We start from the raw sequence: 16,299 nt of genomic DNA on the forward strand, positions 1-16,299 counted from the left end.
TACTTTTTTAAGGTTGTTTTCTTAATTCAAGAAGTAATTCATTGAGATCTACTTTTGCAACAGCAATTTGCTTATCAGCCACACCGTAATAAATGTAAAGGTCATTCCCAAATAATGCATGACCAGTTGGGAAAACAATAGTACTTACTTCACCTTCTATTTCCCATTGTTTTGTGGGAGAAAATAATGGAACGGGTAATCGTGTAATTTCAATTTTCGGATTATCCAATTGCAACAAAGCAGCTTTAGCATGATATACTTTTCCTTTTATTGTTTCTTGTACTCCATGATAAATGAGCAGCCATCCATATTCAGTTTCTATAGGCGGTCCACCAGCGCCAATATATTTTACTTCAAAAATATCCTTCGGATCTAGTACAATATGATCCACCAAATTAGTGAGATATTCTTTCCAAAAGGATTCTGTTAAATCACTCCAATTCTCAAATTCTACAATTTGAATTCCGGGCCAAATTCGATGCAGCATCACAAATTTCCCATTTATCTTTCTTGGGAATAGAACTACATCTTTGTCTCTGAGCAATCTGAATTCATCAGCTACTAAACCTATTTGAGCAAAAAGATTGTAATATTGATGGTATTTTGGATTTAGTTTATTCCTGTCACAACAGTTTACAAAATTTTCATATTCTTGGTAATTAACTTGAGGAGTAATAATACCATGCTTTTCAAAATGAATTAAATCCTTTGATGTTGCTAGAGCACCCATTGCATTAACTCCATCATAGGCAGTGTAGGTTATATAATAGGTATCTTCAATTTTTACAATACGTGCATCTTCCACTCCATGTTTCTCATAGTCAAAATCTCTGGTGATCAAGGGTTTTTCGTTGCGTTCAATAACCGTCATTGGACCTTCAGTTTTAGCATAACCTATCGTGGAGAAATTACCCTGTTCTACCGCGCGGTATAAAATATGAATGGTATCTCCTTCTTGATAAATTCCGGGATTAAATACACCATTATTTTCAAATTGCTTGTCAGTAGGACCCATTAATACTCCTAATTTTTCAATTGAAATCATTGTTTTAATGTCTTTTAGGTGATTATATATGCACGTTTATTGCTGAAACCTATTTTTTTCGTTCTTCTTTTTGTTGTTCTTTTAATTCTTCTTTTTTTTGTTTTTTAAAGTAGCCCCTGAATAAAAAATTGTGTTTCAAAGCTTCTAAATTTTCATTCAATCTAAAACTTGCTTGGTTAATATTAATTATTGTCGAATCTATTTTTCGAACCAATTTTGGATCATTCGACAGGTAATTGATAGCCCCTTTTCCTTCTTTGATGTTTACAATTGTTGAGTTGAGATTTCGGACTACTTTATCTATTTCGAAACTAGTTTTATCTAAGTTTTTGATTAATGTTCTAATATTATTGGCTACACTTGTATCTTTCAAAATACCAATTACATTATCTTTATTTTCTAAGGAAGAAATAATTCTATTTAATTTAATTACTGATTCAGAACTCCCTTTTCCAGTAATTTTTAAATACTGAATAGTTTGTTTCAAATCCTTGGCCAAAGAAGAATCTTTAATTAATAAACCCACGGTCCCTTTGCCTTGTGTTATTTCATTTGTTATTTTTAGTAAATCCTCTGTCAGTAGTGCTGCATTTTTATTGGTCTTGCCCAGTGTATTCAGCATATCATCAGTACGAATGCGGTTCAATGACTCGATTTCGTCTCCCTCCATTACTGATGGAGCCACTTCTTTTCCAGGAATAATATTGATAATCATATTTCCTACCAGACCATCGGAACCTATAGTGGCAATTGCATTTTTTCGGATGTGAGGAAAAATAGTGTTGTCAATCAGCATATCTACTTTAATAGCAGTATCATTAACCATTTCTATAGCTCGTACTGTTCCAACATTTATTCCCGAATAGCGCACATTATTACCAAGTTGTAAACCGCTCACATTATTAAAAACCGCTGATAAATGACTTGTTTTCCCAAACATTTGTTGCTTATCTCCAATAAAATATACTGCTAGCACAAATAGCGTTAACCCGATTATGACAAAAAGTCCGAGACGTAATTTTTGTGATGTCGTTTTTTCCATTTTTTATTTTCATTTAAAGAAAGCTTGTACTTTTGGATCGGTTGAGACATACAACTCTTCAAAAGTGCCTTCGATATAATTGAAGCCATCAACTAATAGAATCATTCGGTTCGATATCATTCTTGCGCAGTCCACATCATGGGTGATAATTATGGCTGAGGTATTATATTTTTGCTGAATAGACATCATTAACAACAAGATTTCTTTTGCAGTAATGGGGTCTAGCCCAGTGGTAGGTTCGTCATAAAGAATTATTTTTGGTTGCAGTATTAATGTTCTTGCTAAAGCAATTCGCCTTTTCATTCCACCGGACAATTCTTCGGGCATTAAATTAATGGTATGTGCCAGTCCTACGTTTTCTAATGCTTCCATCACCAGTGGTGTGGTATCTTTAATAACTCCAAACTTTTTTTTGTGACGCCGCAATGGAAATTCCAGATTTTCTCGGACCGTCATCGAATCATAAAGGGCGCTTCCCTGAAAAAGAAATCCAACTTCAGTCCGTAAATCGTCAAGTTCTTCTCTATCCAGTTCCCTTATGTCTTTTCCCATTACAAGGATAGAGCCGCTGTCTGGTTGTTCCAACCCAATCAAGCATTTTATCATCACTGATTTTCCAGAACCGGATTTGCCCATAATAACCAGATTTTCTCCTTCGTTCAGCACCATATTAAAACCATCTAAAACAGAAGTGTCACCATAGCTTTTTCGTAAGTCTCTGATTTCAATAATTCGGTTTTCATATGGTGTAGTGGTACTCATAAGCCTTATAGATCATAAAATATATCGGTAACAAAAACAGCAACAAAGTCAATAATAAAAAGTAGCATTGAGGTAAAAACAACTGCTGAATTAGCCGCTAAACCCACACCTGCAGTCCCTTTTTTGCAATAATATCCTTTGTAACAACCCACAATCCCGATGGCAAAACCAAAAAAGAATGTTTTAATTGTAGCAGGTATCAAATCACCAAATTCCAGTGCTTCAAAAACTTGATTGTAATACAGTAAAAAGGATACCCTTCCTTTAACATTTTCTACTAGAAAAGAACCAAAAATTGCAATTGCATCTCCAAAAAAAACCAAAATAGGCAACATAAAAGTAGTAGCCAGTACACGTGTTACCACTAAATATTTAAAAGGATTAGTACCAGAAACTTCCATTGCATCAATTTGTTCCGTAACCCGCATTGACCCTAATTCAGCACCAATTCCGGAACCAATACGTCCCGCACAAATTAAAGCAGTAATAATAGGTCCAATTTCTCGAATCAGTGAAATACTTACCATAGATGGCATCCAAGAAACAGCACCAAATTCTTGCAACGTAGGACGCGATTGAAGCGTAAACACTAATCCAATTATAAATCCAGTTACTGCAACAAGAAGCAAAGAACGATTTCCCATATTAAAACATTGTCTTAAAAACTCTTTGAACTCTGTAGGATGTTTAAAAGTTTCTTTAAAAAAACGACCCGTAAAATAGGAAAGTTCACCAATTTCAAGCAAAAAAACCTTGAATAATGTAGTTATTTTAGAAATTGTATTCATAAAAAAATGAATTAGATTTAACAGAAAATAGCCACTCAAATATACATAATTATTTGTCTGATTGTCAGTAGTTAAAGCTGTTGTTTGGCTATTTTTTTTATAGTTTTGTCGATAAAAAATCGATTTAGAAAAACAGAACTGCTTTTTGAATCGTTTTTTAGTTTCATCATACAAGAGCTTACTATTTTTAATATCTTTTTTTGTTAGAATAGATAATAAAATTAAAGTGATGATATTAAGTTTTTTTTAAATGTGTTTCATCCTATTCTTTCTTTTTTGATCCATTTTTCTATTTCTCCTGCCCAGAATACAATACTCGATACCGCTAACGTTAACAGCAGTTCATATAAAGTTAGGGGCTGTGTTTTGAAAATCTCATTGAAGAAAGGGATGTAAATAATCATAAACTGCAGCGAAACAGTGATTACTAAAGCTCCAACCATGGGTTTGTTGGAGAAAAAGCCAATTTTAAAAATAGAATCGCGTCTGGAACGAATTACCATTACATGCCCCAACTGACTAAAACAAAGCACTGTAAAAGCCATAGTTTGCCAATGGGTGTTTGTTAAATGTATGGCATAAGCCTGCATTCCAATGGTGACAACACCCATTAAAAACCCGACCCACAGAATATGCAGCCCCATACCATTGGAAAAAATATTCTCTGATGGATTTCGGGGTTTTCTTTTCATTATATTCTCTTCAGACGGTTCCGATGCTAGTGCTAGTCCCGGTAAACCATCAGTGACTAAATTGATCCATAGAATGTGAATGGCTAATAAAGGAATGGGTAATCCAAAGAGAGGGGCTAAGAATATCGCCCATATTTCGCCTGAATTTCCTGTCATGATGTACTTTATGAATTTTAGGATATTATCAAATATTTTCCTGCCATGTTTGACTGCAATTATAATAGTAGCAAAATTATCATCAAGTAAAATCATGTGTGAGGCTTCTTTAGAAACTTCTGTACCATTAATTCCCATTGCAATACCGATATCAGCATTTTTAAGCGCAGGCGCATCATTTACGCCATCCCCTGTCATGGCGACAAAATGATTTTTAGATTGTAAGGCATTAATAATTCTTAATTTTTGTTCTGGGTTAACGCGGGCATAGACCCGAACTTTCTCTACTATTTCTATAAATTCAATTTGAGTTAATTCTGATAATTCAGAACCCGTCAGGACTAGATCTTCCTCGGAAGAAATAATTCCCAGTTTTTGGGCAATAGCCTTTGCAGTAAGTTTATGATCGCCCGTGATCATCACCGGAATGATACCCGCTTCTTTACATTCCGAAACTGCATGTCTTGCTTCCTCACGAGGTGGGTCAATCATTCCAACGAAACCTACAAGGGTTAAATTTGTTTCTATTTCGTTTGAATCCAAATTTTCCGGTAAGGAGGAAAGCGTTTTCATGGCATATCCCAAAACCCGATAGCCTTTCTCTGCCATTTCATTGGCTTTACGTTCAAATTCAGGAATAAGTGATTTTTGATCGGCATTCAGTTTACCAAGCAGTACTTCTACAGCTCCTTTTGTGATTACCAAAATTTGATTATCAGAATTTTGGATCTGATGCATTGTAGTCATGCACTTTCTCTTGGAATCAAAGGGGAGTTCTGCTATTCGTGGAAAGGTAATTTCTAAATCAGGACGGTTTAAATTTTTATCGGAAGCATATTGTACCAAGGCAACTTCGGTAGAATCGCCAAGCCATTTTCCGTTATCTCCTTTTGAGACATCATTATTTAAAGCTATTAGAAGCAGCAGTCTGTTATTTTTTTCAAAAACAGCGTTGTATTTTATCTCTGACGCTTCAAAAATTTCTTGGACAGCCATTTTATTTACCGTCAGTGTGCCTGTTTTGTCAGAACAAATGTAGGTAACGGAGCCAAGTGTTTCCACTGCTGGTAATTTACGAATAAGTGCCTTGTTTTTTGCTAATTTCTTAGCGCCAAAGGCTAAGGCGATAGTTACTAATGCTGGTAAAGCTTCTGGGATGGCAGCAACTGCAAGCGAAATAGAAGTAATCAGCATCGTTAGGATTGATTCTCCCCGCAGCCATCCGATACAGAAAATGACAGTGCAGATAATAAGTATGATTACTGACAATCGTTTGCCGAAGGCGGCTAATCTTTTTTGTAAAGGCGTCGTGTTTTCATCAATTTGGATCATTTTAGCAATATGGCCCAATTCTGTTTTCATTCCTGTTGCCACGACATAACCAAGGCCACGGCCATTAGTAATTGAAGTTCCTTTGAATCCCATATTCACCTGGTCACCAAGTACGTATTTCCCTTTAGGGAGTTCTTCCGTACATTTCTCTACATTGTTTGATTCACCCGTTAGGGCTGATTCATCTACTTTTATTTGATGAGTTTCAAAAAAACGAATATCTGCCGGTATAACATTGCCTGCTTCGATTACCACAACATCACCAGGTACAATATCCGAAGCGGGAATGCGTATCGTTTTTCCTTCCCGTAAAATATAAGTGTGGTTTGCTACCATATTTTTCAGGGCTTCCATTGCTTTTTCTGCTCGATATTCTTGAAAGAATCCCACCGCAGCATTAATTATAATGATAGCAAGAATAATGATAGTATCAGTAATGTCGCCTATTATGCCCGAAATAATTGCTGCTGCAATGAGAATAAGAATCATAAAATCAGATAATTGGCATAAAATCATCTGAAAAACACTCTTTTTTTTTGTATCGTCAATTTGATTTTTCCCATGTTCACGCATACGTTTTGATGCCGTTTCCTCATCAAGACCACTTGGTGTTGTATTTAACAACTGGATTATTTCGGATAGCGGGAGTAAATGCCAGTTCATGGTTCTTACTTTTAAAATACAATAAAAATATTTGGGGTATCAAATCTCAACTTTCATACAACCGCAATCTATTTTTTAAAGCGGTTAATTCATTCTGCAACGACTCTATTTTTTGTAACAGATTAAAGACAACATCAATTCCTTCGATATTAAGGTCTAATTCTTGGTGCATGCGTATTATTTTTTCAATTTCATATATCGAATTAAATTCGATATACTGATTGGCTTCGATTGTTTTTATTTGGAGTAAACCCATTTCGCTGAGATTTGCAAAAAAAGACATTTCCACTTGATAATGGGTACATAATAATGGTATTGGGATTAAGTTTTCCATGTTCATAAGGTTCTTAGCTTAGCAAGTTCTTTAAATAATTCTGTTTCTTTATCAGAAAGATTTGTTGGAATTTGTATTTGATAAGTTAGGTATAAATCACCAAATTCTCCTTCCTTTTTATATACAGGAAATCCTTTTCCTTTGAGCTTGACTTTAGTCCCGTTTTGAGTCCCCGGCTTTATCGTAAGTTTTACCTTTCCGTCAAAGGTGTCTGCTGTAATCTCGCCACCCAACAGTGCAGTATATAAATCTAGATTCACAGTTGCATAAAGGTTGTGTTTGTCAAGTTTAAAATTTGTATGATTTTCTACGGTGAAAGTAATGTATAGATCGCCTTTTTGACCACTACTGGAACCTTCGCCACCCATACCGCTAATTTTTATTTGTTGGCCATTTTCTACTCCGGCAGGAATGGTAATACGAATATTTTTGCCATTAATAGTTAGTGTACGTTTGTGAGTGCTGTATACCTCTTTTAGGTCAAGATGTAATTCAGCATTAAAATCCTGTCCTTTGAACTGTGTACTCCTGCGACCACCACTTGAGGCGGCTCCACCAAACATTGATTCGAAAAAATCAGAGAAATCCCCTCCGCCACTGAATCCGCCACTATCAGATCCTCTAAAACCGCTTCGTTGTCCATTTTCTTGGTAATGTCGCTGTTGTTTAGATTTTTCAAATTCATCCGCATGTTGCCAGTTTTCGCCATAGTCATCGTATTTTTTGCGATTCTCAGCATGGCTCAATACTTCATTCGCTTCATTGATTTCCTTGAATTTTTTTTCAGCTTCTTTATCGTTTGGGTTTAAGTCTGGATGGTATTTACGGGCGAGTTTGCGATACGCCTTTTTAATTTCGGTTTCGGTTGCTTTTTTGTCCACCTCAAGAATCTTGTAATAGTCTATAAATGCCATTGCTATTATTTTTAGGTTACGTATGCTCGGATAGGCTTGTACCATCTAGAAATCCGTTCTTCAAATACAATTTTTTTAATTTAAGATTCAATCCATTTTTGATATTTCTCAAATTTAGTAGCAATTTTTTCAGTTAGTTACGAATAGGAATTGTTTGAAAACAGAATTTGTCTAGTATTTTTTTCAATATTTTTATGGATTAGATAATTTACAAGATTTTAAAATTCGTTTTCTATAGATGATTATTGCTTTATAAACTCAGTGTCTGCCTTAATTTTTACTGCATCACTAATCATTGGTGAAGGAAATTTAGCTCCGATATTAAAATCGGAACGTTTTATGACACCACTAAATTTGAAACCTGCTGTTGGTATTTTAGATTCTGGATTGTTAATGGTTCCTCTATACCACATAATTATAATGACTTGTTTTGTTATCCCGTGTAACGTTAGTTGGCCTGATAGTCTGTATTTGTTTTTTTTCTATTTTTTGTATTGAAGTACTTTTGAAGGTCATTTTTGGATATTTTTCCACGTCAAAGAATTCATTACTTCGTAAATGTCTATCACGCATTTCTACTTCGGTATTGATAGATGCAACTTCTGTTGAAAGTTCAAAAACAGCATCACTAAAATCAGTTTTGGTAGTAATGGTGTTAATTTCAAATGTTTTAAATAACCCTGTAATATCGGAAATTCCATTATGGACCGTGCTAAAAGTTAATTTTGAATGCATCGGATCGGCTTTCCATGTTGTTTGTGCAAACAAAAAAGCAGAAAGAAATAATGTTATAATAATGGTTGTTACTTTTTTCATGGCTCATTGTTTTTAATTAAATATACGATGAAGAGGTGGAGAAGCTTGAAATCAAATTATTTCTTACTATTGATACTATATTAAGTAGTTGTAAATCTCATTTCACAAAATTAGATCTATCAAATTTAATCAATTTTTAGATCTTAAAATAGGAATAAAATGTTTTATTAGAGTTAGTTACAAATTTTAAAAAGCTCCAGACGGAGCTTTTTAAAATTTATTTTACAGAACAAAATTTCTGTACGTAATACAAGGATTTTCTTAATACATGCATTCAAACAAAATTACTTGCGGTTTCTTATGAACCAGAAACCAGTACTTGTTTAGCGGATATTTGACGGTATCAGTTCAGTTTTCTTTTATGGATTAGATGGTTAAGTATTGCATCTGTTTCGATTATTTTCTGCAGGAATTAAGTTGGATCATAATTACCTAAAAATAATCATAACGGATGTTTAACACGGCTGTTTTAAATGTTTTAGGAGGAAATTAATTTTTAAATAAAGGATTAAAGGCTTCAATTTCGGGTGTTAAATATCTTTTTTACAAATAATTTTACTGGTATATTGTGAGTTTTTTTAAAAGGAGCGATTGATAATAAATACGGTATAGTTCTAATTTTCCTTACCATTTTGCGGCTTTAAAATTTAATGATTTTTATCTTTGTTTTGGACTAAATTAATTTTGTTCAATTAATTATAAAATCGTTTGTAAGGGGTATAGGTCACTAACACTTCAATTATTCTGGTGAGACCATACGAAACCAGATTAATGAGTTTGGTAATTATATTGGTTTTGGTTTTTAATGATTCTGGGGTTATGCTTTGACATTGTGCAATGATTCCGTTGAGGTGCTCTTGAAACATTGCAGAAAAGGAATCAGAATGTATTTCAATATTCATTTCTAAGCTTCCGTAGGAACTCAAATTATTGAGGTTAAAAGAACCGATTGTAGCCCAATTGCCATCAATAACAGCTGCTTTTCCATGTAAAACAGAATTTTCCCATTCGTACAATTCAATTTTATAATGGAGGAGTTTATCGTATAGATAGCAAGTCGCCCGTCTAGTTAAAGGAAGATCTGATTTTCCCGAGAGAATTAATTTAATGACCACTTTGTTTTTAGATGCTTTTTTCAATGCTCGAATAATTCGAATACCCGGAAGAAAATAACTACCCACAATAATGATCTCTTTTTTTGCATGTCTTATTGATTGGATGTAGGCATCACAAATTTCATTTTTTCCTTTCAACCAGTCATTCTGAAGGATACGGACGGAAATATCTTCCTGAATTTGAAATACGGATTTTATTTTTTTATTTCGTAGGCGTCTCTTCTTGAAGTAAATATCATGACAAAGTTGTTGTAGGGGTTTTGCAATTTCTCCGTTTAACTGAATTGCATAATCTAACCAGGGTTTTTCAGTTGCTGATCCGTGGTATTTATCAGCTATATTTATGCCGCCTACAAGTGCAATTCTTGCATCAGCGACAATAACTTTTCGGTGCAGTCTTCTGCCAAGATAAAAGGTATAGGTTGAAAATAATGGAGCAAAAAAGCGAATATTAATACCACTATATTTCAGTTCTTTTAGCACTTCAGAAGCAAAGGATAAAGAACCTAAGCCATCCAGTAGTATGTAAATGTCTACTTTTCTAGATGCTGCTTCTTTTAATGCAGTTACGATTCTTCTGCCAGTAGTGTCATTTTCAAAAAGATACATTTGCATGTGGATTTGAAATTGTGCTCCTAGGATAATCGCTTCTAAACGAGAAAAATAATCGGCACCACTATGGACCAGTTCTAGATTTTTAGTAGTAATAGAGCTAGTGTTACTTTCTATCATGCGCCTTATTTAATTTAATTTCATTAATCAAAATCAATTCCATAAGATTTTCGAGGTCTAATGTTCCTGACACTTTATTGTTTTCCATAACGAGCATTAACCTTGATTTATTGAGTTGGATCAATTCAAAAACGTTTTCTAAGAGAGAATTACCGTCGAGAAAAATTAAATTTCGGTCCATAATATTATAAATAAATTCATCTTCCCCTTTTTTAGATAATGCCAATATAATTTGGTCTCGGTTCAGCGTTCCTACGGGAACCCCTTTTTCAGTAATTAAAAAATTCTTATTTTGACTATCCAAAACTAATGCAACGGCAGTTTTTACAGTTTCATCGAACTCTATTTTTGGGAATTGTTTCATCACAACATCATGAACTTTTAGTCCTTTCAAGATAAATTTCGACTCCGTATAATCAGCTTCGACTTGCGCGCCAATAATTACAAAAATACCAATAAAAATTAAAAACGGAGAGCTGAAAAAGCCAAAAATAATAAATCCCATAGCTATAAATTGGCCTACTCGTGCCGAAATACGGGTAGCTATATGTCGGTGCAATTTAAAGGATAGTATAGCGCGTAAAATTCGGCCGCCATCCATTGGGAAAGCAGGAATCAAATTAAATATGGCTAGCCACAAATTGATTAAAAAAAAATTCAGTAAGAAATTATTTTTATTTATGCCATCAGCTAATTCGACCATTAATTGTTCTGAAGTAGCAGGAATAGTAATGAAAAAGCCAGTGATAAAACTCAATGTAATATTTACCATAGGCCCTGCAAAAGCCACAATTAATTCTTGAATTGGTTTTTCAGGAATTTTTTCGAGTCTTGCTAAACCACCTATAGGTAAAAGGGTGATGTCTTTGGTTACGATATGATATCGTTTTGCTGCCAAGGCATGGCCTAGTTCATGTAATACAACTGTAATAAAAACACTCAAAATAAATATAACAGACCAAATTATTTGAGTAGCATTGTGACCTGACCGGTAATTGATAAAAATGATAAATAGGATTAATAAAGAGAATGTCCAATGAATGAAAATTCCGATACCAGCAATTTTTCCGATTTTAAAGGAACCTTTCATTTTTTAATTTTTTATTACCTTCAATAAGAGCGTGATTTGTGAATCAGCCAAGTACTGATTGCAAGTATTCTAATGCTCACTTTCATAATAAACATTAGTTTTTATCCATTTATTTCATTTTCAGAAATACCATTGTATGCCCAAGCATTTAAATTAGCAATCGTTGTATTTGCAACATCCTCCAAGGTTTCATTTGTCATAATTCCCTGATGTCCAGTAATCATGACATTGGGATAGGAGCGAAGTTTTAGAAACAAACTGTCTGTAATAGGGGATTTTTTATGATCCTTAAAAAAAACCGAATGTCCATTTTCATATACGTCTAAACCAACAGCACCAAGGGTTTTATTAGCTATTGCTTCTATTAAATCCTCGGTATTTATAAATCCTTCGTGTGCTGTATTAATGAAAATCATTCCTTTTTTGAACATAGAAAAAGTAGTTTTATTAAACATATGTTTGGATAATTTATTCCAAACGGAATGAACAGATAAGACCTCTGAGTTGGCACATACGTCCTCTAAAGACCTGTAAGAAATATTAATTTCACTCATCAGCTCTTTATTCTCTTCGGTGTCAAAAGCTAAAATTTGACAACCAAACGCATGCATAATCCTAGCAAAGGTAGCGCCTGTTTTTCCGGTTCCTATAACGCCAATTGTTTTTCCATGTAAATCAAAACCGATCAAATGATCCATACGATAATCTCCCAGATCCATCAGGGATTGCCCCAAAACGAGTTTTCTGTTTAATGCTAATATTAATGCTACAGCTTGTTCTGCAACGGAATAAGGAGAACTCATTGGGACATTTGCCACTTTAATCGCTAAGGACTTAGCTCTTGTAATATCAATAAGGTCTGATCTTACAGCCCGGAGCGCAATATATTTAACACCACAGGCATAGAGTTTTTGTAATACGGGTTCAGTGGCATCATCACAAATGAAAATTGAAATCGCATCAAATCCTTGGGCTAAATAGGCCGTATTTAGATTCAAATGCTGCTCTGTAAAAATCAATTCGTGATTGCTATGGGCCGCTTTTTCCATAAAAGGCTTATCAAAACCAAATATACTATAGACCAATACTTTCATTTTTTTGCTTTTTAATGTAAGTTGTCGTGCTTCAATCTAATTTTTGTATTAACTATTTAGAGTAATTTAGGTTTGTATTTGACTAAATGCTTTTCTATTGTTCTTTTATCCATTTATGTGTAGATAATAATGGCGGAATTTGTCATTAAGATTCACCTTTTTGTGTTTTTTGAGTTCTTCTTTTTAAATTGCTATTACCGTCCGTTCCTGAATTTTTGTCCAATTCCAAATTAGTAATTGTACAATAGTTGAATAGGAAAAATTCAATTTTATTAATTCATTTTGTGCTTTCATCAAAATAGAATTAATTCAGTAATATAGCGATCCTATAGTTTTCTATTAAGCAAATAGTACGCTCCTAAATTATGTTTAGAATTTTTTATTTATAAAATAATTTTTTTTAATGTAATGTTTCGCATTTTTTTAAAGCTTAGCCATACATCAACGTTATTTTACAATCAATTTTTTTCATAATTGGAAGAAGAGGTGATATATTCTTTGTTATTCCAACGTTTTAGTGCCGGTAAAATATTCAAGGCTTTTTGAACCATGTAACTAGGGAGCTTTTTGTTTTCCATGTGTATTTTTACGGTATTTTTCATTTCCTCCAAGTTCATATCGGGTTTTTTAAAATGACTGTCTTCATAGCAGTACCTGCAATAATCATTAGTTCTTTGGCCGTTATTTTCTGTTCCTTTGGCTTCTTCTGTAGTCAGTGGCATTCCGCAACTTTGACAAAAATTGATGTTCTCCATGTAATTAGATTTAAATAGTTAGCTTTCTTTTTTTATGTTGTTCATTTGATTGGTTTTCTATGGCTATAATTTTCCTGTTATTTTATTTTCGACCGTCAGAATATTCTCAATTCCTTTTATTAAAGCATCGGGACTAAATGAGATACTGTCAATGCCTTCATTTACTAAAAAACTTGTGAATTCAGGGATGTCACTGGGCGCTTGTCCGCATAGCCCTACCTTTATTTCATTGCGTTTCGCTGCTCGTATGGTTTCTTTTATCAGCGCTTTAACTGCTGGATTTTCCTCGTTGAACAAGTAACTAATCAATGTTGAATCGCGATCCAGTCCCAGCGTAAGTTGAGTTAAATCATTAGAACCAATAGAAAAACCATCAAAAAGTTTTGCAAAATCATCGGCCATTAATACATTACTTGGTATTTCAATCATCACATATACCTGCAATCCGTTCATGCCTTGTACTAAACCATTTTTTGCCATTTCAGCAAGAACTTTTTCTCCTTCTTCACATGTTCTGCAAAACGGAATCATCAATTTTACATTGTGAAGTCCCATCACGCTGCGAACTTTTTTAATTGCTTCGCACTCTAAGGCAAAACCTTTCCGATAAAAATCGCTATAATAACGGGAAGCACCACGAAAGCCAATCATTGGGTTTTCCTCATGAGGCTCATAATATTTTCCACCAATAAGGTTGCAGTATTCATTACTTTTAAAATCACTCATGCGCACAATCACTTCTTTAGGATAAAATGCCGCTGCCACGATAGCTACTGCTTCGGCGAGTTTATCGATAAAATAATTTTTAGGATCCGCATAGCCTTTCGTTAATAAAGCTATCTCAGATTTAATTTTCGTATCGGTTATTTTTTCAGGTTCACACAATGCCAGAGGATGGATTTTGATGGTGTTTGAAATCGCAAATTCTATCCGCATCAAACCCACACCCTTATTAGGATAATGACTTAGCTCAAAGGCTCTTTCTGGATCAGCTAGAATAAGCATGGGATCTGTTTTTGGCATGTCAAGTGTACTGAAATCCTGTTCTATTATGTCCCATTTCAGCTTTCCATCATAAATATATCCTTCTTTCCCCTGGGCACAGGAGACTGTGATTTTCTGTCCGTTTTGTATGGTAACAGTTGCATCTCCACAGCCAACAACTGCCACAGTACCAAGTTCACGGGCTACAATAGCAGCATGACTGGTGCGTCCTCCTTTATTGGTAATGATTGCAGCCGCTCTTTTCATGATGGGATCCCAATCTGGATTGGTTAAATCAGTGACTATAATTTCTCCGTTTTGCAATACATCCCCTTCTTGCGGACTGTTTATAATTCGGGCTCTCCCGGAAGCAATTTTATAGCCAAGAGCAATGCCTTTGGTCAAAACCGTACTTTTTTGTTTCAGTTTGTAGCTTTTATGTAGTTGTTTGTTCTCCTTTCTGTGAATGGTTTCCGGACGTGCCTGAACAATAAATAATTGGTTGTTCTGTCCATCTTTTGCCCACTCAATATCCATTGCTTTCTGATAATGTTTTTCAATTTTATAACACCATTGGGACAGTTGAATAACTTCTTCATCGGTTAAGGAGAATATATTTTGTTTTTCCAAAGTTGTATCAGTATTTACAATTGTATTGGCTGGAGATGAACTGGCTGATTTTTTTGCATAAATCATCGTAAACTCTTTTCTTCCGCATTGTTTTTTTAGAATGGGATATAGATCCGAATTTTCTAAGGTAGGTTTGAATACCATCCACTCATCTGGGGTTACAGTTCCCTGAACAATATTTTCGCCCAATCCCCAACAGCCATTAATAATAATAGTGTTCTCGAAACCGCTGTCCGGATCAATGGTAAAGGCCACTCCAGAGGATGCTTTATCACTTCGGACCATTTGTTGTATCCCAACGGATATTGCAATATCTAATTTAGCAAAACCCATATCGTGTCGATACTTAATGGCTCGATCTGTAAATAAGGAAACAAAACACAGGTGTATGGCATCCAATAACTGGTTTACACCTGTAATATTCAAATAAGATTGCATCTGGCCCGCAAAACTTGCAGTTGGTAAATCTTCCGAGGTAGCACTACTGCGTACTGCTACATTGAGATTATTTATCCCACTTTGTTCACTTAGCAATTGGTAGGCTACTTTTATTTCGTTGCGTATTTCCTGTGGAATATGTGCTGATAAAATCTGGTTTCTAGCTTTCTCTCCAATAGCAGAAAGATTCGAATATTCTTTAGTATCCAACGAAACTAATAAGTCCTGAAGCGGTTGCTCCAAATTATTTTTTGATCGAAAGAGTCTATATGCTTCAGCAGTCACAGCGAATCCGTTGGGAATAGAAATTTCTATTGGCGTAAGCTGATTGTACATTTCGCCAAGGGAGGCATTTTTACCTCCAACTTTGGCAATGGTTTCAATACCAATTTGATTAAAAAATAGTATGTAATTGAACTTTGCCATTTCGTATCTTTTTAAATAGAAACAGACTATTTTTTAATCTGTTAAATCAATAATACTAGAAAAAATATAGAGGGGGCTTTTGAACTAATCCGATTGTTAACTTTAAATTTTAATTGTAGGTTTTAAATTTGCGTGTTGCTTTTTTAGTTTCAAAAGAGATAGAAGTAAAACTTCGTGCTAGATTAAAGCTATAGTGTAAATTTAATATTTTTTTTTTCAAATTTTAAAAAATAAATGAAATTTAGTTTTGCATTTTGCTGTTTGTCAGTGTAATATGTATTTAGTCGAATGTTTTTTATAATTTCATATTTTTGTCTAAAAAAGAGGAGTTCTTGAAGGTTAACAAGTAATAATTTAAATATTTAAGGGATAGTTTTTATTTATTTAAAGCGAATTATTACTCAAATCGGCAAACTGTAAGTGGTATAATAGAAAAATTAATTAACAATAAATTATTGTATTATATTTTAGGTCGAAGGTTTTATTTATTT

14 protein-coding genes are annotated in these 16,299 nt (G+C 34.1%); all 14 read right to left on the bottom strand.

The window, feature by feature from the left end:
* Positions 1 to 7: 7 nt before the first annotated feature.
* The 14 genes from AC0608_RS11450 to ppsA all read right to left on the bottom strand — a co-directional run bounded on the left by AC0608_RS11450 (position 8) and on the right by ppsA (position 15,808).
* The gene (locus tag AC0608_RS11450) at positions 8 to 1,045 is read right to left on the bottom strand and encodes a glycoside hydrolase family 130 protein (RefSeq protein WP_478289141.1); all 1,038 of its coding nucleotides are present in this window, start codon (positions 1,043 to 1,045) and stop codon (positions 8 to 10) included.
* A gap of 49 nt (positions 1,046 to 1,094) precedes the next feature.
* Complete coding sequence (locus AC0608_RS11455) at positions 1,095 to 2,087, bottom strand: MlaD family protein (RefSeq protein WP_478289142.1); 993 nt, start codon at positions 2,085 to 2,087, stop codon at positions 1,095 to 1,097.
* 9 nt (positions 2,088 to 2,096) lie between these two features.
* On the bottom strand, positions 2,097 to 2,849 hold the full coding sequence (locus AC0608_RS11460; RefSeq protein ID WP_417961404.1) for an ABC transporter ATP-binding protein: 753 nt from the start codon (positions 2,847 to 2,849) through the stop codon (positions 2,097 to 2,099).
* 5 nt (positions 2,850 to 2,854) lie between these two features.
* Positions 2,855 to 3,637, bottom strand: a complete 783-nt coding sequence (locus tag AC0608_RS11465; protein ID WP_417961401.1) for an MlaE family ABC transporter permease — start codon at positions 3,635 to 3,637, stop codon at positions 2,855 to 2,857.
* A gap of 257 nt (positions 3,638 to 3,894) precedes the next feature.
* The gene (locus AC0608_RS11470) at positions 3,895 to 6,480 is read right to left on the bottom strand and encodes a cation-translocating P-type ATPase (RefSeq protein WP_478289143.1); all 2,586 of its coding nucleotides are present in this window, start codon (positions 6,478 to 6,480) and stop codon (positions 3,895 to 3,897) included.
* A gap of 46 nt (positions 6,481 to 6,526) precedes the next feature.
* Positions 6,527 to 6,814, bottom strand: a complete 288-nt coding sequence (locus AC0608_RS11475; protein WP_417961397.1) for a chaperone modulator CbpM — start codon at positions 6,812 to 6,814, stop codon at positions 6,527 to 6,529.
* Between the two features lie 2 nt (positions 6,815 to 6,816).
* Positions 6,817 to 7,728 carry a DnaJ C-terminal domain-containing protein gene (locus AC0608_RS11480; protein ID WP_417961395.1) on the bottom strand — a complete coding sequence of 304 codons (912 nt, stop codon included), beginning with the start codon at positions 7,726 to 7,728 and terminating at the stop codon, positions 6,817 to 6,819.
* Positions 7,729 to 7,970: 242 nt separating this feature from the next.
* The gene (locus AC0608_RS11485; protein ID WP_478289144.1) at positions 7,971 to 8,141 is read right to left on the bottom strand and encodes a YceI family protein; all 171 of its coding nucleotides are present in this window, start codon (positions 8,139 to 8,141) and stop codon (positions 7,971 to 7,973) included.
* Entirely contained in the window at positions 8,131 to 8,544 is a 414-nt protein-coding gene (locus AC0608_RS11490; protein WP_478289145.1) for a YceI family protein, read from the bottom strand. Before AC0608_RS11490 ends, AC0608_RS11485 begins: the two co-directional genes overlap by 11 nt.
* 692 nt (positions 8,545 to 9,236) lie before the next feature.
* Positions 9,237 to 10,391, bottom strand: coding sequence for a phospholipase D-like domain-containing protein (locus AC0608_RS11495; RefSeq protein ID WP_478289146.1), 1,155 nt, complete (start codon positions 10,389 to 10,391; stop codon positions 9,237 to 9,239).
* A complete protein-coding gene (locus tag AC0608_RS11500; RefSeq protein ID WP_417990399.1) occupies positions 10,378 to 11,481 on the bottom strand; it encodes a site-2 protease family protein in 1,104 nt (367 codons plus the stop codon). The genes AC0608_RS11495 and AC0608_RS11500 overlap by 14 nt, the downstream gene beginning before the upstream one ends.
* A gap of 101 nt (positions 11,482 to 11,582) precedes the next feature.
* Positions 11,583 to 12,575 carry an NAD(P)-dependent oxidoreductase gene (locus tag AC0608_RS11505; protein ID WP_478289147.1) on the bottom strand — a complete coding sequence of 331 codons (993 nt, stop codon included), beginning with the start codon at positions 12,573 to 12,575 and terminating at the stop codon, positions 11,583 to 11,585.
* A gap of 458 nt (positions 12,576 to 13,033) precedes the next feature.
* Positions 13,034 to 13,330: a zinc ribbon domain-containing protein gene (locus AC0608_RS11510; RefSeq protein ID WP_417961385.1), complete on the bottom strand. Its 297-nt coding sequence runs from the start codon at positions 13,328 to 13,330 to the stop codon at positions 13,034 to 13,036.
* Between the two features lie 63 nt (positions 13,331 to 13,393).
* Positions 13,394 to 15,808: a phosphoenolpyruvate synthase gene (gene ppsA / locus AC0608_RS11515; RefSeq protein WP_478289148.1), complete on the bottom strand. Its 2,415-nt coding sequence runs from the start codon at positions 15,806 to 15,808 to the stop codon at positions 13,394 to 13,396.
* Between the last annotated feature and the right edge of the window lie 491 nt (positions 15,809 to 16,299).

Source organism: Flavobacterium sp. GNP008 (assembly GCF_056428965.1).

Bases quoted from the DNA above. Each gene is read 5' to 3' on its own strand.
- AC0608_RS11470 (WP_478289143.1), bottom strand. From the start codon at position 6,480: ATGAACTGGCATTTACTCCCGCTATCCGAAATAATCCAGTTGTTAAAT.
- ppsA (WP_478289148.1), bottom strand. From the start codon at position 15,808: ATGGCAAAGTTCAATTACATACTATTTTTTAATCAAATTGGTATTGAA.
- AC0608_RS11480 (WP_417961395.1), bottom strand. From the start codon at position 7,728: ATGGCATTTATAGACTATTACAAGATTCTTGAGGTGGACAAAAAAGCA.
- AC0608_RS11450 (WP_478289141.1), bottom strand. From the start codon at position 1,045: ATGATTTCAATTGAAAAATTAGGAGTATTAATGGGTCCTACTGACAAG.
- AC0608_RS11485 (WP_478289144.1), bottom strand. From the start codon at position 8,141: ATGTGGTATAGAGGAACCATTAACAATCCAGAATCTAAAATACCAACA.
- AC0608_RS11460 (WP_417961404.1), bottom strand. From the start codon at position 2,849: ATGAGTACCACTACACCATATGAAAACCGAATTATTGAAATCAGAGAC.
- AC0608_RS11490 (WP_478289145.1), bottom strand. From the start codon at position 8,544: ATGAAAAAAGTAACAACCATTATTATAACATTATTTCTTTCTGCTTTT.
- AC0608_RS11455 (WP_478289142.1), bottom strand. From the start codon at position 2,087: ATGGAAAAAACGACATCACAAAAATTACGTCTCGGACTTTTTGTCATA.
- AC0608_RS11495 (WP_478289146.1), bottom strand. From the start codon at position 10,391: ATGATAGAAAGTAACACTAGCTCTATTACTACTAAAAATCTAGAACTG.
- AC0608_RS11500 (WP_417990399.1), bottom strand. From the start codon at position 11,481: ATGAAAGGTTCCTTTAAAATCGGAAAAATTGCTGGTATCGGAATTTTC.
- AC0608_RS11510 (WP_417961385.1), bottom strand. From the start codon at position 13,330: ATGGAGAACATCAATTTTTGTCAAAGTTGCGGAATGCCACTGACTACA.
- AC0608_RS11465 (WP_417961401.1), bottom strand. From the start codon at position 3,637: ATGAATACAATTTCTAAAATAACTACATTATTCAAGGTTTTTTTGCTT.
- AC0608_RS11475 (WP_417961397.1), bottom strand. From the start codon at position 6,814: ATGGAAAACTTAATCCCAATACCATTATTATGTACCCATTATCAAGTG.
- AC0608_RS11505 (WP_478289147.1), bottom strand. From the start codon at position 12,575: ATGAAAGTATTGGTCTATAGTATATTTGGTTTTGATAAGCCTTTTATG.